26 protein-coding genes are annotated in these 25,113 nt (G+C 65.6%); 23 read left to right on the top strand and 3 right to left on the bottom strand.

What is annotated here, in order from left to right; all coding sequences use genetic code 11:
* Nucleotides 1-9 precede the first annotated feature (9 nt).
* From coxB to CFB46_RS02325, 6 genes are all read left to right on the top strand, one after another.
* Nucleotides 10-1,608, top strand: a complete 1,599-nt coding sequence (gene coxB, locus CFB46_RS02350) for a cytochrome c oxidase subunit II (RefSeq protein WP_089499176.1) — start codon at nt 10-12, stop codon at nt 1,606-1,608.
* Nucleotides 1,609-1,651: 43 nt separating this feature from the next.
* The gene (gene ctaD, locus CFB46_RS02345) at nt 1,652-3,259 is read left to right on the top strand and encodes a cytochrome c oxidase subunit I (protein WP_027785507.1); all 1,608 of its coding nucleotides are present in this window, start codon (nt 1,652-1,654) and stop codon (nt 3,257-3,259) included.
* Nucleotides 3,260-3,350: 91 nt separating this feature from the next.
* A complete protein-coding gene (locus CFB46_RS35790) occupies nt 3,351-3,491 on the top strand; it encodes a cytochrome oxidase small assembly protein (protein WP_006486385.1) in 141 nt (46 codons plus the stop codon).
* Nucleotides 3,492-3,526: 35 nt separating this feature from the next.
* Nucleotides 3,527-4,138, top strand: a complete 612-nt coding sequence (locus tag CFB46_RS02335) for a cytochrome c oxidase assembly protein (RefSeq protein ID WP_089499175.1) — start codon at nt 3,527-3,529, stop codon at nt 4,136-4,138.
* A 16-nt stretch (nt 4,139-4,154) separates the two neighbouring features.
* Entirely contained in the window at nt 4,155-4,355 is a 201-nt protein-coding gene (locus CFB46_RS02330) for a DUF2970 domain-containing protein (protein ID WP_027785505.1), read from the top strand.
* A 166-nt stretch (nt 4,356-4,521) separates the two neighbouring features.
* Nucleotides 4,522-5,379, top strand: a complete 858-nt coding sequence (locus tag CFB46_RS02325; protein ID WP_027785504.1) for a cytochrome c oxidase subunit 3 — start codon at nt 4,522-4,524, stop codon at nt 5,377-5,379.
* A gap of 182 nt (nt 5,380-5,561) precedes the next feature.
* Here CFB46_RS02325 and CFB46_RS02320 read toward each other — a convergent pair whose 3' ends face one another.
* A complete protein-coding gene (locus CFB46_RS02320) occupies nt 5,562-5,771 on the bottom strand; it encodes a twin transmembrane helix small protein (protein WP_006752055.1) in 210 nt (69 codons plus the stop codon).
* An 84-nt stretch (nt 5,772-5,855) separates the two neighbouring features.
* On the opposite strand from CFB46_RS02320, the gene CFB46_RS02315 reads away from it, so the two are divergent.
* Genes CFB46_RS02315 through CFB46_RS02295 form a run of 5 tightly spaced genes read left to right on the top strand, consistent with a single transcriptional unit; the run spans nt 5,856 to nt 9,938 of the window.
* Entirely contained in the window at nt 5,856-6,566 is a 711-nt protein-coding gene (locus CFB46_RS02315; RefSeq protein ID WP_193727301.1) for an SURF1 family protein, read from the top strand.
* A 60-nt stretch (nt 6,567-6,626) separates the two neighbouring features.
* The gene (locus CFB46_RS02310; protein ID WP_027785502.1) at nt 6,627-7,253 is read left to right on the top strand and encodes an SCO family protein; all 627 of its coding nucleotides are present in this window, start codon (nt 6,627-6,629) and stop codon (nt 7,251-7,253) included.
* A 25-nt stretch (nt 7,254-7,278) separates the two neighbouring features.
* Complete coding sequence (locus CFB46_RS02305; protein ID WP_027785501.1) at nt 7,279-8,391, top strand: COX15/CtaA family protein; 1,113 nt, start codon at nt 7,279-7,281, stop codon at nt 8,389-8,391.
* Between the two features lie 8 nt (nt 8,392-8,399).
* Nucleotides 8,400-9,302: a heme o synthase gene (cyoE, locus tag CFB46_RS02300; RefSeq protein ID WP_027785500.1), complete on the top strand. Its 903-nt coding sequence runs from the start codon at nt 8,400-8,402 to the stop codon at nt 9,300-9,302.
* A gap of 18 nt (nt 9,303-9,320) precedes the next feature.
* The gene (locus CFB46_RS02295; RefSeq protein WP_089499173.1) at nt 9,321-9,938 is read left to right on the top strand and encodes an SCO family protein; all 618 of its coding nucleotides are present in this window, start codon (nt 9,321-9,323) and stop codon (nt 9,936-9,938) included.
* Between the two features lie 140 nt (nt 9,939-10,078).
* On the opposite strand, the gene CFB46_RS02290 is transcribed toward CFB46_RS02295, so the two are convergent.
* Nucleotides 10,079-10,369: a YciI family protein gene (locus CFB46_RS02290; protein ID WP_012329263.1), complete on the bottom strand. Its 291-nt coding sequence runs from the start codon at nt 10,367-10,369 to the stop codon at nt 10,079-10,081.
* A gap of 240 nt (nt 10,370-10,609) precedes the next feature.
* Here CFB46_RS02290 and CFB46_RS02285 point away from each other — a divergent pair, with 240 nt between their 5' ends.
* The 6 genes from CFB46_RS02285 to CFB46_RS02265 all read left to right on the top strand — a co-directional run bounded on the left by CFB46_RS02285 (nt 10,610) and on the right by CFB46_RS02265 (nt 15,706).
* Complete coding sequence (locus CFB46_RS02285; protein ID WP_089499172.1) at nt 10,610-12,247, top strand: methyl-accepting chemotaxis protein; 1,638 nt, start codon at nt 10,610-10,612, stop codon at nt 12,245-12,247.
* 213 nt (nt 12,248-12,460) lie between these two features.
* Nucleotides 12,461-13,276 carry a MetQ/NlpA family ABC transporter substrate-binding protein gene (locus CFB46_RS02280; protein WP_006477742.1) on the top strand — a complete coding sequence of 272 codons (816 nt, stop codon included), beginning with the start codon at nt 12,461-12,463 and terminating at the stop codon, nt 13,274-13,276.
* A gap of 444 nt (nt 13,277-13,720) precedes the next feature.
* Nucleotides 13,721-13,858 carry a hypothetical protein gene (locus CFB46_RS36290; protein ID WP_227789626.1) on the top strand — a complete coding sequence of 46 codons (138 nt, stop codon included), beginning with the start codon at nt 13,721-13,723 and terminating at the stop codon, nt 13,856-13,858.
* Nucleotides 13,855-14,172, top strand: a complete 318-nt coding sequence (locus tag CFB46_RS36835; RefSeq protein WP_373558179.1) for an STM2901 family protein — start codon at nt 13,855-13,857, stop codon at nt 14,170-14,172. The genes CFB46_RS36290 and CFB46_RS36835 overlap by 4 nt, the downstream gene beginning before the upstream one ends.
* Before the next feature lie 128 nt (nt 14,173-14,300).
* A protein-coding gene (locus tag CFB46_RS02270) for an IS3 family transposase (protein WP_089499171.1) occupies nt 14,301-15,427 on the top strand; the annotation gives its coding sequence in 2 pieces (ribosomal slippage) (nt 14,301-14,541 and nt 14,541-15,427; 1,128 coding nt in all).
* Nucleotides 15,428-15,451: 24 nt separating this feature from the next.
* Complete coding sequence (locus CFB46_RS02265) at nt 15,452-15,706, top strand: DUF1493 family protein (RefSeq protein WP_089499170.1); 255 nt, start codon at nt 15,452-15,454, stop codon at nt 15,704-15,706.
* A 145-nt stretch (nt 15,707-15,851) separates the two neighbouring features.
* On the opposite strand, the gene CFB46_RS02260 is transcribed toward CFB46_RS02265, so the two are convergent.
* On the bottom strand, nt 15,852-16,160 hold the full coding sequence (locus tag CFB46_RS02260) for a VF_A0006 family four-cysteine protein (protein WP_089499169.1): 309 nt from the start codon (nt 16,158-16,160) through the stop codon (nt 15,852-15,854).
* 332 nt (nt 16,161-16,492) lie between these two features.
* Here CFB46_RS02260 and CFB46_RS02255 point away from each other — a divergent pair, with 332 nt between their 5' ends.
* The 6 genes from CFB46_RS02255 to CFB46_RS02230 all read left to right on the top strand — a co-directional run bounded on the left by CFB46_RS02255 (nt 16,493) and on the right by CFB46_RS02230 (nt 24,926).
* On the top strand, nt 16,493-17,458 hold the full coding sequence (locus CFB46_RS02255; protein WP_089499168.1) for an ABC transporter substrate-binding protein: 966 nt from the start codon (nt 16,493-16,495) through the stop codon (nt 17,456-17,458).
* Between the two features lie 139 nt (nt 17,459-17,597).
* A complete protein-coding gene (locus CFB46_RS02250) occupies nt 17,598-18,494 on the top strand; it encodes an ABC transporter permease (RefSeq protein WP_027785494.1) in 897 nt (298 codons plus the stop codon).
* Nucleotide 18,495: 1 nt separating this feature from the next.
* Nucleotides 18,496-19,290 carry an ABC transporter ATP-binding protein gene (locus tag CFB46_RS02245; protein WP_089499167.1) on the top strand — a complete coding sequence of 265 codons (795 nt, stop codon included), beginning with the start codon at nt 18,496-18,498 and terminating at the stop codon, nt 19,288-19,290.
* Between the two features lie 271 nt (nt 19,291-19,561).
* Nucleotides 19,562-20,269: a translesion DNA synthesis-associated protein ImuA gene (gene imuA, locus CFB46_RS02240; protein ID WP_089499166.1), complete on the top strand. Its 708-nt coding sequence runs from the start codon at nt 19,562-19,564 to the stop codon at nt 20,267-20,269.
* Entirely contained in the window at nt 20,202-21,716 is a 1,515-nt protein-coding gene (locus CFB46_RS02235) for a Y-family DNA polymerase (RefSeq protein WP_089499165.1), read from the top strand. Before imuA ends, CFB46_RS02235 begins: the two co-directional genes overlap by 68 nt.
* Nucleotides 21,717-21,722: 6 nt before the next feature.
* Complete coding sequence (locus tag CFB46_RS02230) at nt 21,723-24,926, top strand: error-prone DNA polymerase (protein WP_089499164.1); 3,204 nt, start codon at nt 21,723-21,725, stop codon at nt 24,924-24,926.
* The last annotated feature ends 187 nt before the right edge of the window (nt 24,927-25,113 follow it).

The following is a 25,113-nucleotide window of genomic DNA, read 5'->3' as shown; positions in this document are numbered from 1 at the left end:
AGGGTTTGAATGGAAATTTTGGGTAAGGATGCTATGAAAACAATCAAGCGAGCCCTCGCGGGCGTGCTGGCATGCAGCGGATTGCTCTTTGCCGGTGCGGCCCTGGCGGTCGGTGATAGCCCGGGCGGCCCCCGTGTCAACGAGATCAACTTTCAGCCGCCGGTCACGAAAATCGCCGAGGAGCTCTACGATCTCCACACGATGATGCTGATCCTGTGTACGGTGATCTTCGTCGGCGTGTTCGGCGTGATGTTCTATTCGATCTTCGCGCACCGCAAATCCAAGGGCCACAAGGCCGCCAATTTCCATGAAAGCACGACCGTCGAGATCATCTGGACGATCGTGCCGTTCGTCATCGTCGTGCTGATGGCGCTGCCGGCGACGAAGGCCGTCGTCGCGATGAAGGACACGACGAACGCCGATCTCACGATCAAGGTCACCGGCTACCAGTGGAAGTGGGGCTACGACTACGTGAAGGGCCCGGGCGAGGGCATCGGTTTCCTGTCGACGCTGACCACCCCGCGCGACGAAGTGATGGGCAAGAAGCCGATCACCGACACCTATCTGCAGGAAGTCGACAATCCGCTGGTCGTGCCGGTCAACAAGAAGATCCGCATCATCACGACCGCGAACGACGTCGTCCACTCGTGGTACGTGCCCGCGTTCGGCGTGAAGCAGGATGCGATCCCCGGCTTCGTGCGCGACACGTGGTTCAAGGCCGACAAGGTCGGGACGTTCCGCGGTTTCTGTACCGAGCTGTGCGGCAAGGAACACGCGTACATGCCGGTCGTCGTCGAAGTCCTGTCGGACGACGACTACGCGAAGTGGGTCACGGCGCAGAAGGCGAAGCTCGCCAGCGCGGCGGTCGATCCGAACAAGGTCTACACGATGGCCGAACTCGTCGCGCACGGCGAGGAAGTCTACAAGGCGAATTGCGCGGCCTGCCACCAGGTGAACGGCAAGGGCCTCGGCGCGTTCCCCGCGATGGACGGCAGCCCGATCGCGAACGGCCCGATCGCCGGTCACGTCGAGCGCGTGCTGCACGGCAAGGGCGCGATGCCGTCGTGGGCGTCGCTGTCGGACCTCGACATCGCCTCGGTCGTCACGTACGAACGCAACTCGTGGGGCAACCACAAGAACGACCTGCTGCAGCCGAAGCAAGTGGCTGACGCGCGCAACGGCAAGATGCCGGAAGACGCGGCGGGCGCGGCAACGGCCGCGGCGCCGGCGGAAGCGGCTTCGGCACCGGCGCAAGCCGCGTCGGGCGCCGAGCAGCCGGCAGCGGCGGCATCGGCCGCACTGTCGACGATCTACTTCGAGACGGGCAAGAGCGTGCTGCCGGCCGACGCGAAGGCGGCGATCGCCGCCGCGGCCGACTATGCGAAGGCGCATCCGGACGCGAAGCTCGCGCTGTCGGGTTTCACCGACAAGTCGGGCTCGGCCGACGCGAACGCCGAACTGGCGAAGCATCGGGCTCAGGCCGTGCGCGATGCGCTGAAGGCAGCAGGCGTGGCGGAAGACCACATTATTCTCAAAAAGCCGGAAACGATCACGGGCGGGGCTGACGCGAAGGAAGCCCGGCGTGTCGAGATCGGCCCGGCGGCTTGACGTGTCGCTGAGTTAGTCGACGTATTCGCATTAGGAGATTCTCATGTCTAGCATCGGGCACGACGTAGCCGCGGACCACGCGCACGACGACCACGCGCACGGAGCCCCGCACGGCTGGCGTCGCTGGCTGTTCGCCACCAACCACAAGGACATCGGTACGCTGTACCTGCTGTTCTCGTTCATCATGTTCCTGTCCGGCGGCGTGATGGCGCTCGGCATCCGTGCCGAGCTGTTCGAGCCGGGCCTGCAGATCATGCGTCCGGAGTTCTTCAACGAACTCACGACGATGCATGGCCTGATCATGGTGTTCGGCGCGATCATGCCGGCCTTCGTCGGCTTCGCGAACTGGATGATTCCGCTGCAGATCGGCGCATCCGACATGGCGTTCGCGCGGATGAACAACTTCAGCTTCTGGCTGCTGCCGGTCGCGGCCGTGCTGCTGGTCGGTTCGTTCTTCGCGCCGGGCGGCGCGACGGCGGCCGGCTGGACGCTGTACGCACCGCTGTCGACGCAGATGGGCCCGGGCATGGACTTCGCGATCTTCGCGGTCCACATCATGGGCGCGTCGTCGATCATGGGCGGGATCAACATCGTCGTGACGATCCTGAACATGCGCGCGCCGGGCATGACGCTGATGAAGATGCCGATGTTCGCGTGGACGTGGCTGATCACCGCGTACCTGCTGATCGCCGTGATGCCGGTCCTGGCAGGCGCGATCACGATGGTGCTGTTCGACCGCCACTTCGGCACGTCGTTCTTCAACGCGGCAGGCGGCGGCGACCCGGTGATGTACCAGCACATCTTCTGGTTCTTCGGCCACCCCGAGGTGTACATCATGATTCTGCCGGCGTTCGGGATCGTGTCGCAGGTGATCCCGGCGTTCGCGCGCAAGACGCTGTTCGGTTATAGCTCGATGGTGTACGCGACGGCGTCGATCGCGATCCTGTCGTTCATGGTCTGGGCGCACCACATGTTCGCCACGGGCATGCCGGTCACCGGCCAGCTGTTCTTCATGTACGCGACGATGCTGATCGCGGTGCCGACGGGCGTGAAGGTGTTCAACTGGCTCGCGACGATGTGGCGCGGCTCGATGACGTTCGAAACCCCGATGCTGTTCGCGATCGGCTTCCTGTTCGTGTTCACGTTCGGCGGCCTGACGGGCCTGATGCTCGCGATGGCGCCGCTCGACATCCAGTATCACGGCACCTACTTCGTGGTGGCGCACTTCCACTACGTGCTGGTGGCCGGCTCGTTGTTTGCGCTGTTCTCGGGCTGGTACTACTGGGCGCCGAAGTGGACGGGCTGGATGTACAACGAGACGCGCGGCAAGATCCACTTCTGGGCGTCGATGATCTTCTTCAACCTGACGTTCTTCCCGATGCACTTCGTCGGTCTCGCGGGCATGCCGCGCCGCTATGCGGACTACCCGGCGCAGTTCACGGACTTCAACCAGGTGGCGACGATCGGCGCATTCGGCTTCGGCCTCGCGCAGGTGTACTTCCTGTTCGCGGTTGCGCTGCCGGCCTACCGCGGCGGCGGCGAGCTGGAAAAGGCGTCGGACAAGCCGTGGGATGGCGCGACGGGCCTCGAGTGGACGGTGCCGAGCCCGGCTCCCTTCCACACGTTCGAGCAACCGCCGCACGTCGAGTAAGTTTCACCCGGCGTTCCGCCGCTGCCTGCCGCGCAGGCAGGCGCGGCGGGCGCCGAATCGATGGATCAGCGAAGTTTCAGCGAAGTTGCAGATGACCCGGAATCCACAAGAAAGACGAACGCCCGAGCAGATCCGCGCGGGCAACAAGCGGCTCGGCCTCACCCTGCTCGTCATCGCCGCCGTTTTTTTTGTGGGTGTCGTGATCAAGCAGTGGTGGCTGTCCACCCACTGATGCAGTAATTGACGCAGTAGCGAGGAAGTCGTCGTATGTCGAAGCCGGAAGAGGGCGCCGTGGATCGTGCGTTCAATCGTTCGATGCTGGTGAAGCTCTTCGTCGTGGCCGGGCTGATGTTCGGTTTCGGCTTCGCGCTGATCCCGATGTATCGGGCGATCTGCCAGATCACCGGCATCAACAACCTGGTGCAGCGCGATGTCAGCGAGCGCGAGGTGAAGAATTCGCAGGTCGACTATGGCCGCACGGTGTCGGTCGAGTTCGATGCGAACGCACGCGGGCCGCTCGGGTTCAAGCCGGAGCACAACAGTCTCGACGTGCATCCGGGCGAACTGACGACGATCGTGTACGACGTGACGAACGGGCAGGGCCGGCCGATCGTGGCGCAGGCGATTCCGAGCTACGCGCCGAAGCAGGCGACGGAGTTCTTCAAGAAGATCGAGTGCTTTTGCTTCACGCAGCAGACGCTGACCGCGAACGAGTCGCGCAAGATGCCGGTGGTGTTCGTGATCGACCCGAAATTGCCGAAGGACGTGAAGACGATCACGCTGTCGTACACGTTCTTCGAACTGAATACGCCGGCCACGCCGGCACCGGCGCAGCGCAGTACGGCGGCGGCGCAGGGTGCGGCAAAGCCGGACGCATGACGATGGAGGCGGGGCGATGACGGAGGTCAAGCGGAGTGGAACGTTCGGTCAGGCACTGAGAGCGGTGCTGTGGTCGTTCTTCGGGGTGCGCAAGCGGCGCGACCTGGAGGCCGACGCGACGCAGCTCAATCCGTTGCACGTGCTGATCGTCGCGTTGATCGCGGCCGGCGTGTTCATCGGTGTGCTGATCCTGATCGTGCGTGCCGTCGTGGGCTGAGGCGCGCGGCTAGCGGCGTGCGGCTAGCGGCCCGCGGCCACGAAAGAATGCAGTGCGCGGCGCCACGGCGCGGCGTGCGGGAAAGCGCGGCGGCGGTCTCGCCGCGCAAGAAATAAAGCCGGAGCGGTTTCCGGTACACAAATTGGACTGAAGTGGAGAATCAAGCATGAGCGGTCAAAACCAGACCCCGTACTATTTCGTGCCGCATCCGTCGCAGCATCCGATCAGCGCGGCCATCGGCCTGCTGGTCATGCTCGGGTCGGTAGCGCTGTGGATCAACGGTCACGACTGGGCGCCGTTTACGGCGCTGCTCGGCCTGCTGTGGTTGCTCTTCACGCTGTATCACTGGTTCGGCGACGCGATCGCCGAATCGGAGGGCGGTCATTACGGCAAGAACGTCGACAAGTCGTACCGCTGGAGCATGAGCTGGTTCATCTTCTCGGAAGTCATGTTCTTCGGCGCGTTCTTCGGCGCGCTGTTCTATGCGCGTGAAATCGCGCTGCACCAGCTCGGCAGCCTCGACTACAAGCTGATCTGGCCGGACTTCTCCGCCGTGTGGCCGAACGAAGGCCCCGCCGCGCTCGCCGGTCACTTCAAGACGATGGGCCCGTGGCCGATCCCGACGCTGAACACCGCGTTCCTGCTGTCGTCGGGCGTGACGCTGACGATCTCACACCACGCGCTGCGCGACGATCATCGCAAGAAGGCGATTGCCTGGCTGGCCGCGACGCTCGTGTTCGGGATCTGCTTCCTGTTCCTGCAGGGCTTCGAGTACTACCACGCGTACAACGAACTGAACCTGACGCTGAACTCGGGCGTGTACGGTTCGACGTTCTTCCTGCTGACCGGCTTCCACGGCTTCCACGTGTTCCTCGGCGGCACGATGCTCGCGGTGGTGCTGGTGCGGATGATCCGCGGCCACTTCAAGCCCGATCATCACTTCGCCTTCGAAGGCGCCGCGTGGTACTGGCACTTCGTCGACGTCGTCTGGCTCGGCCTGTACGTCGTCGTCTACTGGCTGTAAATGGAAAAACGGCCCGCGCAGCGATGCGCGGGCCGTTTTCATTGGTGGGTGGGCGCGGCGGCGAAGCCGCGGGCGCCACCACCCCGGCGCCGCCGCGACTCAGTCAGGCGGCGCTTTTGCTTGGTGGCGCGGCCGTGCGGCGAAATGTCACAGCGGTGACGGCCGCCGGCACGGCAACGGCATCAACGTCCGATCGGCAGGCCGGTCGAATGGATCCAGCCCATCCAGTTCGCGAACAGGATGAACAGGAACAGCGACACAGACAGCCCGACGCGGGTGGCGAGCGACCAGACCATGCGCTTCGTATGGCCGCGGTCGTGCATCATGAAGTAGAGCGCCGAGCCCATGCTGGCGATGATGAGGACGAAGGCGATGGGAACGAGTATGTGCATGACACGAACCGGACGACGGCAATTCGAAAGGAAGAGGATAATTATCGCACTTCGCTTTCGCGCATGTGCCGGGCGGGGCGCACGATGAAGATTCGCTGGCTGCCCGCGCTGCTGATTCTCGTCGTCGTCGCCGTCACGATCCGTCTCGGTTTCTGGCAACGCGACCGCGCGCACCAGAAGGAAGCGCTGCAGGCGAGCATCGCGCGCTACGAGCAGGCGGCGCCGGTCGATATCGGCGCGCAGCCGGTTCCGCTCGGGTCGATCGAGTTTCATCGCGTGCGGGCAAAAGGCCGTTTCATGCCCGAGCAAGCGGTGTTCCTCGACAATCGGCCGTATAACGACCAGCCGGGTTTTTACGTCGTGATGCCGTTTAAACTCACGGGCGGCGGCGTCGTGCTCGTGAACCGCGGCTGGCTGCCGCGCAACGTCGCCGATCGCACGGCGATCGAGCCGTTCGCGACACCGGCGGGCGACGTCGAGATCGTCGGCATCGCGCGCGCCGATGCGTCGCGCGCGTTCGAGCTCGGCGAAGGCGGGTCGGCCGCGCACCAGAAGATCCGGCAGAACCTCGATGTCGCCGCGTATGCGAAGGAAACCGGGCTGCCGCTGCAGCCGTTCGTGATCCAGCAGACGAGCGATGACGGCGACAAGCTCGTGCGCGACTGGCCGGCGGCGACGACCGGCGTCGAGCGCAATTACGGTTATATGTTTCAGTGGTGGGCGATGGCGGCGGCCGCGCTCGGCTTCGGCCTGTACGCCGCGCGGCGTGCGGCGAAGAAGTCGGCCGGCGCGTGAGCGTCATGCCAGGACGCGGCGCCGGCGCCGCGGGTTCGTTTCGAGAGGTCTGATTTGTCCATGCAATCTTCCCGTCAAGGTCCGGCCGCTGCGCCGGTGTCGCCCGCGGCCCGCAAGCGCGGCCGCTGGATGCTCGTGCTGCTGGGTCTCGTGTGCGCCGCACCGATGATCGCGTCGTACTTCACCTATTACGTGATCAAGCCGAAGGGCGGATCGACGAACTACGGCACGCTGATCGAGCCGCAGCGCCCGATCCCGGCGGATCTGCAGGTCACCGACGAAACCGGCAAGACGGTGCCGCTGTCGTCGCTGCGCGGTGTCTGGCTGTTCGTGATGACCGACCGCAGCGCGTGCGACGACGCCTGCGCGCAGAAGCTCTATTTCATGCGCCAGATCCGCGTCACGCAGGCGGGCGAGCGGCACCGGATCACGATGGTGTGGCTGCGCAGCGATGCGGGCGCGACGCCGCAAAAGGTGCTGGACGCGTATCCGGACACGCGCCGGCTCGTCGCCGATCCGGCCGCGGTGGCCGCGTGGCTGCCGGCCGATGCCGGCACGAAGGACAGCGACCACATCTACATGGTCGATCCGAACGGCAACCTGATGATGCGTTTCCCGAAAGACCCGAATCCCAGCAAGATCAAGTCGGACGTGACGAAGCTGCTGAAGTGGTCGAGCATCGGTTAAGGCAAGAGAACGAGGCACCATTCCGATGTCGTATCTACTGCAACTCGGCCTGATCGGCTTGTGCATCGCGCTGCTGCCGCTGTCGTACGTGTGGGTGAAGGCCGACGACGACAAGTTCCGCAAGCTCGTATGGATCACCACGTTCCTGACCCTCGACCTCGTGATGTTCGGCGGCTTCACGCGGCTGACCGATTCCGGGCTCGGCTGCCCCGACTGGCCCGGCTGCTACGGCACGTCGTCGCCGTTCATCGCGCACGCGGCGATCACGGCCGCGCACCAGGCGATGCCGACCGGGCCGGTCAGCATGACGAAGGCGTGGATCGAGATGATCCACCGCTATTTCGCGATGGCGATCGGCGTGCTGATCATCGCGCAGGTGGTGATCGCGTGGGCCGCGCGGCTGCGCCGCCGCCCGCTGCACGTGTCGCCGTGGTGGCCGACGAGCCTGCTGCTGCTGATTCTCGTGCAGGGTGCGTTCGGCGCATGGACGGTCACGATGAAGCTGCAGCCGGTGATCGTCACGATCCACCTGCTGCTCGGCCTCACGCTGCTCGGCACGCTGGGCTGGCTCGCGGCGCGGCAGACCCCGCTGCCGTCACATGACCCGGAGGCCGGGCGTTACCGTGCGGCCGCGCTCGCGGCGCTCGTGCTGCTGGTCGTGCAGATCGCGCTCGGCGGCTGGGTGAGCACCAACTACGCGGTGCTCGCGTGCACCGACTTCCCGACCTGCAACGGCCAGTGGATTCCGCCGATGGATTTCCAGCACGGCTTCCACCTGTGGCGCGCGCTCGGGATGACGAAGGACGGCGACGCGATCACGCAGGACGCGCTGGTCGCGATCCACTGGACGCACCGCACGTTTGCGTTCGTCGTGGTCGCGTATCTGGTCGCGTTCGCGCTGAAGATGCGCCGCTTCGAATCGCTGCGGCGGCCCGCGAACGGCGTGCTGCTGGTCGTCCTGCTGCAGTTCGTGACGGGCCTGACCAACATCGTGCTGCAGTGGCCGCTGCCGGTGGCGGTCGCGCACAACGGCGGGGCCGCGATCCTGCTGCTGCTCGTCGTCATGTTAAACTTTCGCATCCTTTCAAGTCGCCCCGGCCGTGTCGCGCTGCCTGCGCGCGACGCCGCCCCGGCGTGACCGCCCCCATGCAAAGCACCCTCTCCCAATCGTCCGGTAACCGCTTTTCCCAGTACATGGCGCTGACGAAGCCGCGTGTCACGCAGCTCGCGGTGTTCTGCGCGGTGATCGGCATGTTCCTCGCGACGCCGGGCATGGTGCCGTGGCATGTGCTGATCGGCGGCACCGTCGGCATCTGGCTGCTGGCCGGCGCCGCGTTCGCGATCAACTGCCTCGTCGAGCAGAAGATCGACGCGATGATGCGCCGCACCGCGTGGCGCCCGTCCGCGCGCGGCGAGATCACCACGCCGCAGATCCTGCTGTTCTCGGCGGTGCTCGGCAGCGTCGGCGCATGGACGCTCTATACGTTCACGAACCCGCTGACGATGTGGCTGACGATCGCGACGTTCGTCGGCTACGCGGTGATCTACACGCTGCTGCTCAAGCCGATGACGCCGCAGAACATCGTGATCGGCGGCGCGTCGGGCGCGATGCCGCCGGCGCTCGGCTGGGCCGCGGTCACCGGCGCGGTGCCGGGCGACGCGTGGATCCTCGTGCTGATCATCTTCGTATGGACGCCGCCGCATTTCTGGGTGCTCGCGCTCTATCGCCGCAAGGATTACGAGAATGCCGGGCTGCCGATGCTGCCCGTCACGCACGGCGAGAAGTTCACGCGGCTGCACATCCTGCTGTACACGGTGATCCTGTTCGCGGTCACGCTGATGCCGTTCATCTCCGGGATGAGCGGGGTCGTCTACCTGACGAGCGCGGTGCTGCTCGGCGCGGTGTTCCTCGCGTATGCGTGGAAGATCCATCGCGACTATTCGGACGCACTCGCCCGCAAGGCCTTCCGCTACTCGATCGTCTATCTGTCGCTGCTGTTCGCCGCGCTGCTCGTCGATCACTATGCACGCCCGCTGCTCGGCGTGTAACCGCACGGTTTGAACGCAATGCTCCAATCACGGTTTGGGCGCCGCGCGCGCCAGGGCTGGATGCTCGCGTGCGCATTCTCGGCAGCGCTGCTGCTCGCCGGATGCGACAATGCGCCGAAATTCCAGAATCTCGACATCACCGGCAACACGCAGTTCGGCAGCGACTTTTCGCTGCCCGATACGACCGGCAAAATCCGCACTCTCGCCGACTTCAAGGGCCGTGCCGTCGTGATGTTCTTCGGCTATACGCATTGCCCGGACGTGTGCCCGACCACGATGGCCGAATTGTCCGAGGCGCTGAAGCAGCTCGGGCCGGATGCCGCGAAGCGCGTGCAGGTGCTGTTCGTCACCGTCGATCCGGAGCGCGACACGCCGGCGCTGCTCGGCCAGTACGTGCCCGCGTTCGATCCGTCGTTCATCGGCCTGCGGCCGGCCGACGAAGCGCAGCTCAAGAAAGTCACGAAGGATTTCCGCGTGTACTACGCGAAGGTGCCCGGCAAGACGCCCGGCAGCTACACGATGGATCACACGGCCGCGAGCTACGTGTTCGACCGCGACGGCAAGCTGCGCCTGTTCGTGCGCGACGGCCAGGGCCCGGCCCCGTGGGCCCACGACCTGAAGCTGCTGGTCGACTGACCGGCAGCCGCCGGGCGCCCGGCCCGGCGATCGCGTGACGGCCGTCCTGCGTCGTCACGTTTTCTTTCCCTCATCGTTGTGTGCATGCGCCGCCCGTCGGGCGGCGCGTCGGCATGCGCGCGCGTCGCGCCGAAGTCGCGTTACGGCAGCGCCGGCACGTTGAAGCCGGAGGCGGCGCGCGTGATCCGGAATTCCGTCACGCGATACGTGGCGAGCCCCTCGGTGACGAATGGGTCGGTCTCGAGGATCGCGTCGAGCGCGTCGCGATCGATGCGGGCCGCGAGGATCACCCCGCCTTCGCGCGGCACCTTCGGCCCCGCCGCGATGAAGATGCCCTTGTCGAACTGCGGCTGCAGGTACGCACGGTGGCGTTCGAGCGCGTCGTCGATGCGCTCGAGCGACGCGGTGTAGTGGATGTCGATGACGTACATGGATGGCCCTGGAATGATGCCGGCGCTTCGCGCACCGGCCGGCCGGTCTTTTTAGCACAGCGGACGCGGGCTGTCGCGCCGGCGCGGCCTCGCGACGGGCGGCGTGCCCGTCGCTCGCCGGTTCGCCGCGGCGACGTGTATTCAAGATGTAAGCCTCGCTGCCGTAAATGAAGGAGCAACCGTTTGCGCGCGACAGGCCGTTCGCGCGTCGGATGCATCGACATCGACAGAGGCACACAGATGAGCAGAATGAGTTTGAACCGCAAGCTGTGGCTCGCGCTTGCGCTGGTATGGATCGGTCTTTTGGGCGTCGGCGCATGGAGCGCCTACGAGACGCGCGCGACGATGCTCGCCGAACGCAAGGCCGGCATCGCGAATCTCGTCGACTCGGCGGCGGGCATCGTGAAGGCCTATTACACGCTCGCGCAGAACGGCGCGCTGCCCGAGGCCGACGCGAAGCGCGACGCGCTCGCACGCCTCGCCGCGATGCGCTACGGCGATTCGGGCTATGTGTTCGTGATGGATTCGAAGCCGGTCGTGCTGATGCATCCGACGCTGCCGAAGCTCGTCGACACGCAGGTCGGCGACTATCTCGATCCGGACGGCAAGCCGCTGTTCGTGACGATTCTGAACGCGGCGAAGGCGACCGGCAGCGGGTTCGCCGAATATCGCGGGCGGCTGCCGCACAGCGAGACGGCCGTGCCGAAGATCAGCTACGTCACGCGGTTCGCGCCGTGGGACTGGAACATCTCGAGCGGCGTGTTCCTGAAGGACATCGACACCGTCTACTACCGGACGCTGCTCGGCCATCTGGCCGTGGTGTTCGTGATCGGCCTCGTGATCAGCGCGGCGATGCTGGTGATCATCCGCAACGTGCGCGGCAGCCTCGGCGGCGAGCCGGACGAAGCGGCTGCGCTCGCGGCGCGCATCGCGCAGGGCGACCTGACGCAGCCGGTGCCGGTGCGCGCGGGCGACCGCACGAGCATGATGGCCGCGATGCACGACATGCAGGCGCGACTGCAGGCGACGATCGGCGGGATTCGCCAGTCGGCCGAAGCGATCGCGTCGGCGAGCCGCCAGATCTCGGCCGGCAACGACGACCTGTCGCAGCGCACCGAGGAGCAGGCCGCGTCGCTCGAGGAAACGGCCGCGAGCATGGAGCAACTGACCGCGACGGTGAAGCAGAATGCCGACAACGCGCGGCAGGCGAGCGGGCTTGCGAACAATGCGTCGGACATCGCGCGCACGGGCAGCGACGTCGTGAACCGCGTGATCGGCACGATGGGCGAGATCGACGACAGCTCGCGCAAGATCGCCGACATCATCGGCGTGATCGAGGGCATCGCGTTCCAGACCAACATCCTCGCGCTGAACGCGGCGGTCGAGGCCGCGCGCGCGGGCGAGCAGGGCCGCGGCTTCGCGGTGGTCGCGGGCGAGGTGCGCTCGCTCGCGCAGCGCAGTGCGACGGCTGCGAAGGAGATCCGCGAGCTGATCGTCGATTCGGTCGAGCGCGTGCGCAACGGCTCGACGCTGGTCGGCCAGGCCGGTACGACGATGGGCGAAATCCTGCAGGCGGTCGCGCGCGTGACCGACATCATGGGCGAGATCGCGGCCGCGTCCGAGGAGCAGGCGAGCGGCATCACGCAGGTCGGGCGCGCGGTCACGCAGATGGACCAGGTGACCCAGCAGAACGCGGCGCTGGTCGAGGAAGCCGCCGCGGCGGCCGCATCGCTGCAGGAACAGGCCGCGCGGCTGCGTGACGCGGTCGGCGCATTTCGGGTCGGCAATACCGGCGGCCCGTCGCCGCGCGGGACCGGCGCGCGGGCGGCCGAACCGGCCTTCGGCGCACAGGCGGCCAACGAGACGGTGGCGGCGTGACGCATGTCGGCCGATGGGATAAAGCACCGAGAAGGAAATGCAACTAACGGCCGGGTCGTGCATCGGCCGCCAAAGCACTGCGCCGGTGCATACCCATATGAGCGGGATGTATTTCACTTCCCGTCGATCCTGTGACACCATTTGGCCCTTCCTGCGAGTCGGGGCATACCCGTATCGCGCCCCATTTCAAGTAAGCAAGAAAGCGAGAAACAGATGAAGCGTCGCAGTCTCCTGAAGGTATTTTCCGTGCTGGCTACCGGTGCCGCGCTGACGCTGTCGGCAGGCGCGCACGCCGAAGACAAGGTGATCAAGGTCGGCACGGTCGCCGGCCCGGATTCGGAAGTGTGGCAAGTCGTGCAGAAGGTCGCGAAAGAGAAGGAAGGCCTGAACGTGAAGGTCATCGAGTTCAACGACTACGTGCAGCCGAACGCGGCGCTCGATTCGGGCGACCTCGACGCGAACAGCTTCCAGCACCAGCCCTACCTCGACAGCCAGGTGAAGCAGCGCGGCTACAAGATCGTCAGCGCCGGCTTGACGTACATTTCGCCGATCGGCGTGTATTCGAAGAAATTCAAGTCGCTGAAGGATCTGCCGCAAGGCGCGAAGCTCGCGGTGCCGAACGATCCGTCGAACGAGAACCGCGCGCTGCTGCTGTTGCAGACGCAAGGCGTGATCAAGCTGAAGGCCGGCGCGGGCACGGGCGGCAACAACGCGACGGTGCTCGACATCGCCGAGAACCCGAAGAAGCTGAAGATCTCCGAACTCGACGCCGCGCAACTGCCGCGCGTGCTGTCGGACGTCGACGCAGCCGTGATCAACACGAACTACGCGCTCGCCGCGAACCTGCAGCCGACCAAGGACGCGATCGCGCTCGAAGCGCTGACGAGCCCGTACGCGAACCTGATCGCCGTGCGCGCGAAGGACAAGGATCAGCCGTGGGTGAAGAAGCTGGTCAAGGCGTACCAGTCGCCGGAAGTGAAGGAGTTCATCAAGAAGCAGTTCAAGGGATCGATGGTCGCGTCGTTCTGAACGCGAATCCGCACTTGAACGAAGGAAGGCCTGCACGCGTGCAGGCCTTTTTTATGCGATGGGAAGAGCATCGCGGTGCCGCCTGGCGGACATGGCCCGATTCGGCTTTCACACGTTTTATGTTTTATTTACGCAAGCGGCGCGAAAATAACGAATCGAAATTGGGGCGGCGATGTCGTCGATAACGAGATTGGTAACGGTCTGTTGCATTGACATCGACCTTCTACACCATGCGTCTAATGTAGAGCCGTGCATTCACTCCTCACCACTTCCCGCGCTGTGTGCCGCGCCAGCGCTTCCTGCCGTGTCGAGGGGCGAGGATGCCGGCAATATTTCGTCGTCTTTGCCGAGAGGGTAAGCGCGAAAACGAAAGAAATTTTTCGGTGCAGTAGTCGACACGACTCGGTAGGCTGGCAACTCAATAATCATGCGTGAGGAGTTTGAATGGCCACCGAAAAATCGAATGGCAATTACCATTATTACGGGATGAGCGGTCTGGGGGCCGGGGAGCTATTTTTCTGGATCATGGTTGACGAGACCATGAATCAGTTGGGAGTTGGCGATGCGGTGTCGTTGGAATGATTTTGCTGGGTGAAAACAGTTTGACGACCAGGGTAAAGCCTGCCGGAGCAATAAAGGGAACTTCGCGGGCCAGTCAATACTCGAGAAGAATTTTTCAGAAGGCTCGATTCCCGTTTGGAGTGAAATTGCCAACGATTGTAGGGGGACCGGTGCGAAACGTAAAAATCAGACTGGTCAGGAATATCGGAACCTTTGTGGGTAGAACAATCCCCGTGCTGGGTTGGGTGATTCTTGCGGGCGATATCTCGATCATCACCTGCAAGACGGTGAGTCACTACAACAGGTTGGCAACGGAGGGCGACAGGCTATGGTAGATATCGAGGGGAGGGTAATCGAGTTCGTGAGAAGGAGGTCGGGATTTTCCATGTCGACGAGGGCTCCTGACCTGCTCCCCGCATTTAGTACGGTGACGGTGTAGAGTCCGTTCCAGAGAGGAACGGCAATGAAAAAGCGATTCACCGAAGAACAAATCATCGGCATCTTGAAGGAAGCCGAGGCTGGCCTGAAGCCGGCGGAGCTGTGCCGCAAGTACGGCATCTCGGAAGCGACCTACTACAACTGGAAAGCGAAGTTCGGCGGGATGACGGTCTCCGAAGCGCAGCGCTTGAAGGAACTAGAGCAGGAGAACAACAAGCTCAAGCGCCTGTTGGCCGAATCAATGCTCGACAACGCCGCGCTGAAGGACCTGCTGGCTCGAAAGTAGCAAGCCCGCAGGCCAAGCGCGAAGCGGTCCGGATATTGATGACCGAACGTGCCATGGGTGTTACCCGGGCCTGCGGGCTGGTAGGGATTTCGCGCTCGCTGTTCCACTACGAATCACGCCGCCGAGTTGATGACGAAGCGCTGACTGGCCGGATGATGGCCATCGCCGCGCAGAAGCGCCGCTACGGCTATCGCCGGATTCACGTGCTGTTGCAGCGGGATGGCTGCTTCGCCAACCACAAGCGCATCTGGCGCCTGTACAGCAAGGCGGGGCTGAGCGTGCGCAAGCGGCGACGCAAGCGTATTGCGGCTGTCGAGCGCACGCCGCTGCCGTTACCAACAGGCCCGAATCAGAGCTGGTCGATGGACTTCGTTTCTGACGGGCTGGCCTATGGTCGGCGGTTTCGATGCCTGAACGTGGTCGACGACTACACGCGCGAGTGCTTGGCCATCGAGGTCGATACATCGCTGCCGGGCTTACGAGTGCAGCAAGTGCTCGAGCGGCTCAAGGAGATGCGAGGCTTACCCGCATCCATCACGGTCGACAATGGGCCGGAGTTCGCTGGTAAGGTGCTGGATGCATGGGCCTACGAAGCCGGTGTCACGCTGTCGTTCATTCGGCCTGGCAAGCCGGTGGAAAATGCCTATATCGAGAGCTTCAACGGGCGGTTCCGCGACGAATGCCTGAACGAGCACTGGTTCGTCTCAATGCGCCACGCCAAGCGGCTGATTGAGGAATGGCGTATCGAGTACAACACCGAGCGGCCTCATAGTTCGCTCGGCTATCTGACGCCTGCGCAGTTCGCTCGGGCGCACGATGCAAAACAGCAGTTTTTAACCTCGGACTCTAACTGCAGTTCGGACTAAAACCGGGGGCAGGTCACTCCGGATATAACGGAGAACACGGATCTGGATCTTGATCTCGATTTTGATGCTATCGAAGTGGAGGAGATGATGCGGGAGTATTCTGTCGAATTCAATGTTGATGTGAGCGAATTCGATGTAAAAAAATACTACCCTGAAGATGATTTGTCGCTCTTTGACTTGATCAATCCGTTCAAGAAAAAAGCGATTCACCACGTGCCGGATTTGAACGTTCGAATGCTGATTGCCTCGGCAAAAGCAGGGCGCTGGCTCTACGGCTGACTGCTTCCGGGCTTGGCCGGCGCGCCCCGCGTCGATTCCGGCACGGCACTTCATCCAAAGAATTTCGCCGAAACGAAAGGGCCTGCATCGCGCAGGCCCTTTGTACGAACGGACCACCGACCGGCCGCCAGTGTTTACGGCAAGCTCACATCTCGCCGCGCCGCGAGCAGATCGACATGATCTGCTGGATCGCGTAGTTGTCGCGCACGCCGGGCAGCGATTGCACGACGCACTCGTGAAAGCGCCGTTCGCGCGGCAGCAGCATCGCGTTGTTGCGGTACAGCGCGTCGCACGAGCGCTGGATCAGCTGCGCGGCGGCACCGTTGCGGCTCTCGCGCAGCGCATTGAGCATGCAGTCGTCGTATTGCGCGCTGCCGTCGGTCAGCGCGAATGCCGCTCCCGGCAATGTCAGCGCGACGGCCGCGAATGCGATCGCACGAATCGTTCGTTTCATGTCCTCTCCGATAGAGTGGATCGGGTCGGCGGACAGCATAACGTAAAGCTGTGAACGCGGCTGACGCGTTGCGTCGGGACCGGCGCGGAGCGCCGTTGGCCGGGCTTTCCAGGCATTTCATGGCGGTGCGGCGGTGCCGCGCATCGGCCGCTCGCGCGAAAGCTCGGAGTCAGGCGGTGGTCTGCTGAAATGGTATCCTCATGCGTTCGCCGCTGCACGCCTTCCCGGGGCGCATGGGCCGGCCGCCGCCGTGTTGCATGTGCGGCGACGCCCGCATGACGGCGGCGGGAATCCATCATCCAGAACCGACACAATACGGGGGAGACTCACCCATGAATCGTTTCAAGACTTTCGCGATCCGCTCGATCACGGCCGGCGCGGCCGCACTCGCGCTGGCCGGCGCCGCGCACGCGCAGACGGTCAAGGTACTGTCGATCGTCGATCATCCGGCGCTCGACGCGATCCGCGACGGCGTGCGCGCCGAACTGAAGGCGCAAGGCTACGGCGACGACAAGCTCAAATGGGAATACCAGAGCGCACAGGGCAACACGGGCACGGCCGCGCAGATCGCGCGCAAGTTCGTCGGCGACCGTCCCGACGTGATCGTCGCGATCGCGACGCCGGCCGCGCAGTCGGTCGTCGCGGCGACGAAGAGCGTGCCGGTCGTCTACTCGGGCGTGACCGACCCGGTCGCCGCGCAGCTCGTGAAAGGCTGGGGCCCGTCGGGTACGAACGTGACGGGCGTGTCCGACAAGCTGCCGCTCGATCGCCAGGTCGCGCTGATCAAGCGCGTCGTGCCGAATGCGAAGACGGTCGGCATGGTCTACAACCCGGGCGAGGCGAACTCGGTCGTCGTCGTGAAGGCGCTCAAGGAACTGCTCGCGAAGCAGGGGATGACGCTCAAGGAAGCGGCCGCGCCGCGCACCGTCGACATCGGCCCGGCCGCGAAGAGCCTGATCGGCAAGGTCGACGTGATCTACACGAATACGGACAACAACGTCGTGTCCGCGTACGAAGCGCTGGTGAAGGTCGCGAACGAAGCGAAGATTCCGCTCGTCGCCGGCGACACCGACAGCGTGAAGCGCGGCGGCATCGCGGCGCTCGGCATCAATTACGGCGATCTGGGCCGCCAGACCGGCAAGGTCGTCGCGCGGATCCTGAAGGGCGAGAAGCCGGGCGCAATCGCATCGGAGACGAGCAGCAACCTCGAACTGTTCGTGAACACCGGCGCGGCCGCGAAGCAGGGCGTCACGCTGGCGCCGGATCTCGTGAAGGACGCGAAGACGGTCATCAAGTAAGCCGCGGCCCGACCGCCGCGCTTGCGGGCCCGATCGGGGTCTCGACGATATCGCCGGACGGGCGGCTCCCACCCGGGGCCGCCTGTTCGCTTCACCCGGCCGTACACGTCCGGCCGGGAAGCAACAGGATTTCCCCATCATGTCTCTGTTCTCGTTTCTGGGTGCACTGGAGATCGGCCTGATCTTCAGCCTCGTCGCCCTCGGGGTGCTGATCTCGTTTCGCATCCTCAACTTCCCCGACCTCACCGTCGACGGCAGCTTTCCGCTCGGCGGCGCCGTCGCCGCGACGCTGATCTCCGCCGGCTACGACCCGGTTTCCGCGACGCTGCTCGCGATCGTCGCGGGCGCGCTGGCCGGCTTCGTCACAGGCTGGCTGAACGTGCGCCTGAAGATCATGGATCTGCTCGCCAGTATCCTGATGATGATCGCGCTCTACTCGGTGAACCTGCGGATCATGGGCCGGCCGAACGTGCCGCTGATCACCGAGCCGACGCTGTTCACCATGCTGCAGCCCGACTGGATGCCCGATTACGTGCTGCGCCCGGCGCTGCTCGCGATCGTCGTCGTGATCGCGAAGCTCGGCCTCGACTGGTTCTTCTCGTCGCAGCTCGGCCTCGCGATGCGCGCGACCGGCGCGAATCCGCGGATGGCGCGTGCGCAAGGCATCGCGACCGGCCGCGCGACGCTCGCCGGGATGGCGCTGTCGAACGCGCTCGTCGCGCTCGCGGGCGCCCTGTTCGCGCAGACGCAGGGCGGCGCCGACATCTCGATGGGGATCGGCACGATCGTGATCGGGCTGGCCGCGGTGATCATCGGCGAGACGCTGCTGCCCGCGCGCCGGCTGGTGCTGACGACGCTCGCCGTCGTGCTCGGCGCGATCGTCTACCGCTTCTTCATCGCGCTCGCGTTGAACAGCGAATTCATCGGCCTGAAGGCGCAGGACCTGAACCTCGTGACGGCCGCGCTCGTCACGATCGCGCTGGTGCTGCCGGCGACGCGCAAGAAGCTGTTCGCGCGCAAGAATGGAGGGGCATGACATGCTGTCCGCACAAGACCTGAAACTCACGTTCAATCCCGGCACGCCGATCGAGACACGCGCGCTGCGCGGGCTGTCGCTCGAGATTCCGGACGGCCAGTTCGTCGCGGTGATCGGCTCGAACGGCGCCGGCAAGTCGACTTTCCTCAATGCGGTCAGCGGCGATCAGCGCGTCGATTCGGGGCGCATCGCGATCGACGGCACGGATGTGACGCGCAAGGCCGCGTGGGACCGTGCGCACCTCGTCGCGCGCGTGTTCCAGGATCCGATGGCCGGCACCTGCGAGGCGCTGACGATCGAGGAGAACATGGCGCTCGCGATGGCGCGCGGCGTGCGGCGCGGTTTCCGGGCCGCGCTCGATCGCCCGTCGCGCGAGCTGTTCCGCGACAAGCTGCGGCTCCTGAACCTCGGGCTGGAAAACCGGCTGACCGACCGGATCGGGCTGCTGTCGGGCGGGCAGCGGCAGGCCGTGAGCCTGCTGATGGCGTCGCTGCGGCCGTCGCGGATCCTGCTGCTCGACGAGCACACGGCCGCGCTCGACCCGAAGACGGCCGCGTTCGTACTGGAGCTGACCGCGCGCATCGTCGCCGACAGCAAGCTGACGACGATGATGGTCACGCACAGCATGCGGCAGGCGCTCGACTACGGCGACCGCACGGTGATGCTGCACCAGGGGCAGGTCGTGCTCGACGTGTCGGGCGACGAGCGCAAGGGACTCGACGTGCCGGACCTGCTGCAGATGTTCGAGAAGGTGCGGCACGAGCAGCTCGACGACGACGCGCTGCTGCTGGGGTGACCCGGGACGTGTGGCCGGCACGATGCGGGGTGTTGCATCGCGCCGGCCGGCCGGGGAGGCTGGCCGGTTCCTGCCGGTCCGGCCTGAGCATCGCGCACCGGGCCGGATAGTCATCGAGGACGTCTGGGCGGGCGATTCGGTCGGGCCCGATCAGACGCGCGCATTGGCTTTCCGCATGCTTTTCATCTGACAAAAACCGGTTTCGCACCGGCGCTGTGCGACGCGAGCGCATTGCCATATACTGTATATCCATACAGTTGTGGGTGGCGTCATGCTCGCATCCTCCATTTCTCCTGAATCCCTTCATCCGTCGCTCTGGCGCGGTTCGCAACTCGCGCGCGGCGGTCCGCGCACGATCGACACGGGCTTTGCATCGCTGTCCGCCGAACTGCCCGGCGGCGGCTGGCCGATCGGCGGGCTCGTCGAACTGCTGGCCGCGCAGCCGGGCTGCGGCGAGATGCGGCTGCTTGCGCCCGCGCTCGCCCACAGCGTCAGCGTCCGGCGGCCGCTCGCGCTCATCGCCCCGCCGCAAGCGCCGCATGCGAGTGCGCTCGCCAGTCTAGGCGTGCCGGCCGACGCGCTGCTGTGGTTGCGCGCGGGAAGCCGCACCGATGCGCTGTGGGCCGCCGAGCAGGCGCTCAAGACCGGCTGTTGCGGTGCGCTGCTGCTCTGGCAGGACGCGCGGCCCGATGCGCTGCGGCGCCTGCATCTCGCGGCCGCGCGCACGGGCGACACGCTGTTCGTGATGCTGCGGCCGCTGTCGGCCGCGCGGCAACCGTCGCCGGCCGTGCTGCGCGTCGCGCTGTATCCGGTGCCGGGCGGCGTGTCGCTCGACATCGTCAAGCGTCGCGGGCCCGCGCGCGGCGAGCCGCTCGTGCTCGATTTGCCGTCGCCCATCGTGGAGAGCCGCTATGCGCGTCTTGCTCGGCATCCATCTGCCGCGCCTGCCGCTCGACGTGTGCGCCCCGCCGCCGTCTGACGGCAGCGCGGGCGACGCAAGCGATGCAGGCGAGGCGGACGACGCAGGCTGCGCGGTGCTCGAACAGGGTGTCGTGCTGATCGCCGATGCGGCCGCGCGCCGGCAGGGCGTGCGCGCGGGCATGAAGCGCGGCGGCGTGCTCACGCTCGCGCCCGACACGCAACTCGTCGAACGCGATCCCGCGCGCGAAGCCGATGCGCTGCGCGCGGTCGCGCTCGCGCTGCTGCGCTTTTCGCCGTGCGTCGCGCTCGACAGCGAAGCCACGCTCATCGTCGACGTCGGCCCGAGCCTGCGGCTGTTCGGCGGCCTGCCGTCGTTGTGTCGCCAGGTGCGGGCGACGCTTGCGACGCTCGGCTATGCCGCGCGCCTGTCCGCCGCACCGACCGGATGCGGCGCATGGCTGCTGGCGCGCGTATCGGCTCGTGCGCGGATCCGGCGCCGGGTGGCCGGCCCCGCGTCACTCGTCCGCACGCTCGACGGGCTGCCGTGCGTGCTGTTGCCCGATGCGCGTCCGTATGCAGGCTGGTTCGACGGTCTCGGCTGTCGCACGCTCGCCGATCTGCGCCGCCTGCCGCGCGCGGGGCTGCAGCGGCGCTGCGGTCCCGCGCTGCTGGCCGCGCTCGATCGCGCGTACGGCGACGCGGTCGAGCCGCTCGCATGGATGGCGGTGCCGCCCGTGTTCGATGTGCGGCTCGAATTGCCGGAGCGTGTCGAATACGCGGAGGCCGTGCTGTTCGCCGCGCGGCGGCTCGTCGTGCAGCTATGCGGCTGGCTGGCCGCGCGGCAACTGTCGCTGGCCGCGATGACGTTCGATCTCGAGCACGAGCGCGGCCGACAGGCCGTGCCGCCGACACCGCTGGAACTCGCGTTCGCCGCACCCGTGCGCGACGAGGTGCATTTCATGCGGCTGCTCGGCGAGCGGCTCGCACGCGTCGAGTTGCCGGCCGCGGTGATCGCGGTGCGTCTGAAGGCCACGCGCGTCGAATCGGTCGCACCGCCGGCCGACGATCTTTTTCCCGAGCCGGGCGGTACGCGGGAAACCCGCGAGCGGTTGTTCGAGCTGCTGGTCGCGCGGCTCGGCGCGGAGAATGTGCTGCGTGCGGCGCCGGTGGCCGATCATCGGCCCGAGGCCGCGAACCGCTGGTTGCCGCTCGATGCGCAGGCGGGCAAGCCGGCCGTCGCGCTACCCGCCGCGCCGCCGCGTCCCGTGTGGTTGCTGGCTGAGCCGCTGCCGCTGTTGATGCGCGGGGAGCGGCCGGTGTTCCATACGCCGCTCAGGATGATGTCGTCGCCCGAGCGGATCGAGGCGGGTTGGTTCGACGGTCAACTGGTCGAGCGTGATTACTGCGTCGCGCAGGACGAAGAGGGCGCGTGCTATTGGGTATTCAAGGAACGGACGAGCAGCCAGGCGGACCCGCACTGGTTTCTGCACGGGCTGTTCGGGTGAGCGGCGATGAATGCGGAATTCAGTGTGCTGCCCGATTACGTGGAGCTGTTTTGCCGCTCGAACTTTTCGTTCCTGCATGGCGCGTCGCATGCGGACGAATTGGTCGAGCGTGCGTTGAAACTCGGCTATCGCGGGATCGCGATCACCGACGAATGCTCGCTCGCAGGTGCGCCGCGCATGCATGTCGCGGCGAAAGCGGCCGGGCTGCCGCTGATCGTTGGTTCGTACTTCGAGGTGACGCCGGACGATGTTCCACCCGGCTACGATCCGGGGCCCGGAGCGTTCGGGCTCGTGTTGCTCGCGCAGAACCGCGAGGGTTACGGCAACCTGTCGGAGCTGATTTCATGGCGACGAATGGCCTCGCCGAAGGGCACGTACCAACTGACGTCGCGCATGTTATCGGCGCCGCCCGAAAAATTCGCGCATTTGCGCGGCGTGCCTGATTGCTTCGCGATCCTCGTGCCGGCGTATCCGGTTCGCGCGAACGTGCTCGATGCGCAGGTCGCGTGGTTTCGCGCGACGTTCGGCGAGCGTGCGCGGCTCGGGCTCGTGCAGTTGCAGCGCGCGCTGGATGGTGTGCAGCGCGACGAGATTCGCGAGGCCGGGGCGCGGCGCGGCGTGCGCGTCGTCGCGCTTGGCGACGTGACGATGCACCGGCGTTCATGCAAGCCGCTGCAGGACGTGATGACGGCGATCCGGGTCGGAATGCCGGTGTCGGAATGCGGCTACGCGCTCGCACCGAATGCGGAGCAGCATCTGCGTGGGCGGCAGCGGATCGGGCAATTGTTCTCGCCGGACGAGATCGCCGAGACGTGCGCGATCCTCGATGAATGCCATTTCTTTCTTGGTGATTTGAAGTATGAGTATCCACTCGAACTCATACCGCGCGGGCACACGCCGACCAGTTACCTGAGGCAGGAAACGTGGGCGGGCGTATTCCGGCGCTATCGGAATGGTGTGCCGGAGAGCGTGGCAAAGCAGATCCGGTATGAACTCGCGCTTATCGCAAGACTGGAATACGAACCGTTCTTCCTGACCGTCTACGACATCGTCAAATACGCGCGCAGCCAGAACATCCTGTGTCAGGGGCGAGGCTCGGCGGCGAACTCCGTGGTCTGTTATTGCCTCGGCATTACCGAGGTGAATCCCGAGCAGAGCACGATGCTGTTCGAGCGCTTCATCAGCGCGGAACGTGGCGAGCCGCCCGATATCGACGTCGACTTCGAGCATCAGCGTCGGGAAGAGGTGATTCAGCACATCTACAAAAAATATGGACACGATCGCGCCGCGCTCGCGGCTGCCGTCTCGACGTATCGTCCGCGTGGCGTGCTGCGCGAAGTCGGCAAGGCGCTCGGCGTCGATCCGATGCTGGTCGATCGCGTTGCGAAAGGGCACCGCTGGTTCGACGGCAGCCGCGATTTGCTGCAGCAATTCTCGTCGACCGGGCTCGATCCCGCGACGCCAATGATTCGCGCATGGGCCGAACTGGCGGGGCGATTGCTCAACTTCCCGCGCCATCTGTCGCAGCACTCGGGCGGTTTCGTGATCAGTCGCGGCAAGCTCACGCGGCTCGTGCCGGTCGAGAACGCGGCCATGGACGGGCGGCGCGTGATCCAGTGGGACAAGGACGATCTCGAAGCGCTCGGGCTGATGAAGGTCGACGTGCTCGCGCTCGGCATGCTGTCGGCGCTGCATCGCGCGTTCGACCTGCGCACCGCGTGGCGCGGGCCGCCGGAGCCGGACGGCAAGCCGTTCACGCTGAAGCACATTCCGCAGGATGACAAAGCAACCTACGACATGATCTGCCGTGCCGACACGGTCGGCGTGTTCCAGATCGAATCGCGCGCGCAGATGTCGATGCTGCCGCGCCTGCGGCCGCGCACTTATTACGATCTGGTGATCGAGGTGGCGATCGTGCGGCCGGGGCCGATCCAGGGCGGCGCGGTGCACCCGTATCTGAAGCGGCGGCAGGGGCTCGAAAAGGTCAGCTACCCGAAGGAAGATCTGAAGCCGGCGCTTGAACGCACGCTGGGTGTGCCGATCTTCCAGGAGCAGGTGATGCAGATCGCGATGATCGCGGCGGGCTTTACGCCCGGCGAGGCCGACAAATTGCGCCGCGCGATGGCCGCATGGAAACGCAAGGGCAATCTTGAGCAATATCACAGCAAGATCGTCGACGGGATGCGCGAGCGCGACTACCCGCCCGAATTCGCCGAACAGATCTTCGAGCAGATCAAGGGCTTCGGCGATTACGGCTTCCCCGAAAGCCATTCGGCGAGCTTCGCGAAACTGGCTTATGCGAGCAGTTGGCTCAAGTGCCACGAACCGGCGATCTTCCTCGCCGCGCTGCTGAACAGTCAGCCGATGGGCTTTTATCCGCCGTCCCAACTCGTGCAGGACGCGAAGCGGCATGGCGTGCAAGTCTTGCCGATCGATGTGACGCAAAGCGGCTGGGATGCATCGCTCGAAGCGTTACCGGGCCAACTGCCGCCGCAAGGGCAACCCGCCGTGCGGCTCGGTCTGTCGCTCGTAAGTGGTTTCGGCGAAGCCGCCGCGCGTCGGATCGAAACCGCGCGCGCAACCGGCCCATTCATGAACGTCGACGAACTTGCCCGCCGCGCGCAACTCGAACGCCGCGACCTCGAAGCGCTCGCCGCCGCGAACGCGCTCGTGACGCTCGCCGGTCATCGCCGCGATGCGCTATGGCAGGCCGTCGCCGCCGCGCCGGAGCGCGACCTGCTCGCCGCCGCGCCGATCGACGAACCGGACAAGCCCGCGCTCGGCGCACCGTCCGAAGCCGACGAGATCCTCGCCGATTACGACACCACCGGCCTTACGCTGAACCGCCACCCCGTCGCGTTGCTGCGGGCCGCGCTGCGCGCGCGGCGGCTGTCGTCCGCGGCAGAGCTGCACGACCGCCCCGACGGCCGGCTTGCACGCGCGTGCGGGCTTGTGACCGCGCGGCAGATGCCGGGCACCGCGAAAGGCGTGATGTTCATGACGCTCGAGGACGAAACCGGCTGCGTGAACGTGATCGTCCGGCCCGAGCTGCTCGCGCGGCAGCGTCGCGAAACACTCGATTCGCGGCTGCTCGCGGTGTCCGGCGTCTGGCAGGTCGCGAGCGACGTCAGGCACCTCGTCGCGCAGCATTTCGAGGATCTGACGCCGCTGCTTGGTGGCCTGCGTACGTCGAGCCGGGAATTTCACTGACAGTCCACCGGCTACTCCACCGACGCGCGCCGCGCGCCCGCCCGGCGATGCATACCAGTTGGCTCAACTGGTTCTATTTCGGTCTCATATCCACACCCGAAACCCGGCTGAATCGCGCACTGGAACCGTCCCCTTGCATACCACCCCGGGTAAATCCCTATCCCGCACTGCATTGTAAACAAAGGCT

Source organism: Burkholderia sp. HI2761, from assembly GCF_002223355.1.
Lineage (GTDB): Bacteria > Pseudomonadota > Gammaproteobacteria > Burkholderiales > Burkholderiaceae > Burkholderia.
The sequence above is the reverse complement of the archived record's forward strand: the minus strand, read 5'-3'. Positions and strand labels throughout refer to the sequence as shown.

Excerpts from the sequence above, each read along its gene's own strand:
- coxB (WP_089499176.1), top strand. The coding sequence starts at position 10 with ATGGAAATTTTGGGTAAGGATGCTATGAAAACAATCAAGCGAGCCCTC.
- ctaD (WP_027785507.1), top strand. The coding sequence starts at position 1,652 with ATGTCTAGCATCGGGCACGACGTAGCCGCGGACCACGCGCACGACGAC.
- CFB46_RS35790 (WP_006486385.1), top strand. The coding sequence starts at position 3,351 with ATGACCCGGAATCCACAAGAAAGACGAACGCCCGAGCAGATCCGCGCG.
- CFB46_RS02335 (WP_089499175.1), top strand. The coding sequence starts at position 3,527 with ATGTCGAAGCCGGAAGAGGGCGCCGTGGATCGTGCGTTCAATCGTTCG.
- CFB46_RS02330 (WP_027785505.1), top strand. The coding sequence starts at position 4,155 with ATGACGGAGGTCAAGCGGAGTGGAACGTTCGGTCAGGCACTGAGAGCG.
- CFB46_RS02325 (WP_027785504.1), top strand. The coding sequence starts at position 4,522 with ATGAGCGGTCAAAACCAGACCCCGTACTATTTCGTGCCGCATCCGTCG.
- CFB46_RS02320 (WP_006752055.1), bottom strand. The coding sequence starts at position 5,771 with ATGCACATACTCGTTCCCATCGCCTTCGTCCTCATCATCGCCAGCATG.
- CFB46_RS02315 (WP_193727301.1), top strand. The coding sequence starts at position 5,856 with ATGAAGATTCGCTGGCTGCCCGCGCTGCTGATTCTCGTCGTCGTCGCC.
- CFB46_RS02310 (WP_027785502.1), top strand. The coding sequence starts at position 6,627 with ATGCAATCTTCCCGTCAAGGTCCGGCCGCTGCGCCGGTGTCGCCCGCG.
- CFB46_RS02305 (WP_027785501.1), top strand. The coding sequence starts at position 7,279 with ATGTCGTATCTACTGCAACTCGGCCTGATCGGCTTGTGCATCGCGCTG.
- cyoE (WP_027785500.1), top strand. The coding sequence starts at position 8,400 with ATGCAAAGCACCCTCTCCCAATCGTCCGGTAACCGCTTTTCCCAGTAC.
- CFB46_RS02295 (WP_089499173.1), top strand. The coding sequence starts at position 9,321 with ATGCTCCAATCACGGTTTGGGCGCCGCGCGCGCCAGGGCTGGATGCTC.
- CFB46_RS02290 (WP_012329263.1), bottom strand. The coding sequence starts at position 10,369 with ATGTACGTCATCGACATCCACTACACCGCGTCGCTCGAGCGCATCGAC.
- CFB46_RS02285 (WP_089499172.1), top strand. The coding sequence starts at position 10,610 with ATGAGCAGAATGAGTTTGAACCGCAAGCTGTGGCTCGCGCTTGCGCTG.
- CFB46_RS02280 (WP_006477742.1), top strand. The coding sequence starts at position 12,461 with ATGAAGCGTCGCAGTCTCCTGAAGGTATTTTCCGTGCTGGCTACCGGT.
- CFB46_RS36290 (WP_227789626.1), top strand. The coding sequence starts at position 13,721 with ATGGCCACCGAAAAATCGAATGGCAATTACCATTATTACGGGATGAGC.
- CFB46_RS36835 (WP_373558179.1), top strand. The coding sequence starts at position 13,855 with ATGATTTTGCTGGGTGAAAACAGTTTGACGACCAGGGTAAAGCCTGCC.
- CFB46_RS02260 (WP_089499169.1), bottom strand. The coding sequence starts at position 16,160 with ATGAAACGAACGATTCGTGCGATCGCATTCGCGGCCGTCGCGCTGACA.
- CFB46_RS02255 (WP_089499168.1), top strand. The coding sequence starts at position 16,493 with ATGAATCGTTTCAAGACTTTCGCGATCCGCTCGATCACGGCCGGCGCG.
- CFB46_RS02250 (WP_027785494.1), top strand. The coding sequence starts at position 17,598 with ATGTCTCTGTTCTCGTTTCTGGGTGCACTGGAGATCGGCCTGATCTTC.
- CFB46_RS02245 (WP_089499167.1), top strand. The coding sequence starts at position 18,496 with ATGCTGTCCGCACAAGACCTGAAACTCACGTTCAATCCCGGCACGCCG.
- imuA (WP_089499166.1), top strand. The coding sequence starts at position 19,562 with ATGCTCGCATCCTCCATTTCTCCTGAATCCCTTCATCCGTCGCTCTGG.
- CFB46_RS02235 (WP_089499165.1), top strand. The coding sequence starts at position 20,202 with ATGCGCGTCTTGCTCGGCATCCATCTGCCGCGCCTGCCGCTCGACGTG.
- CFB46_RS02230 (WP_089499164.1), top strand. The coding sequence starts at position 21,723 with ATGAATGCGGAATTCAGTGTGCTGCCCGATTACGTGGAGCTGTTTTGC.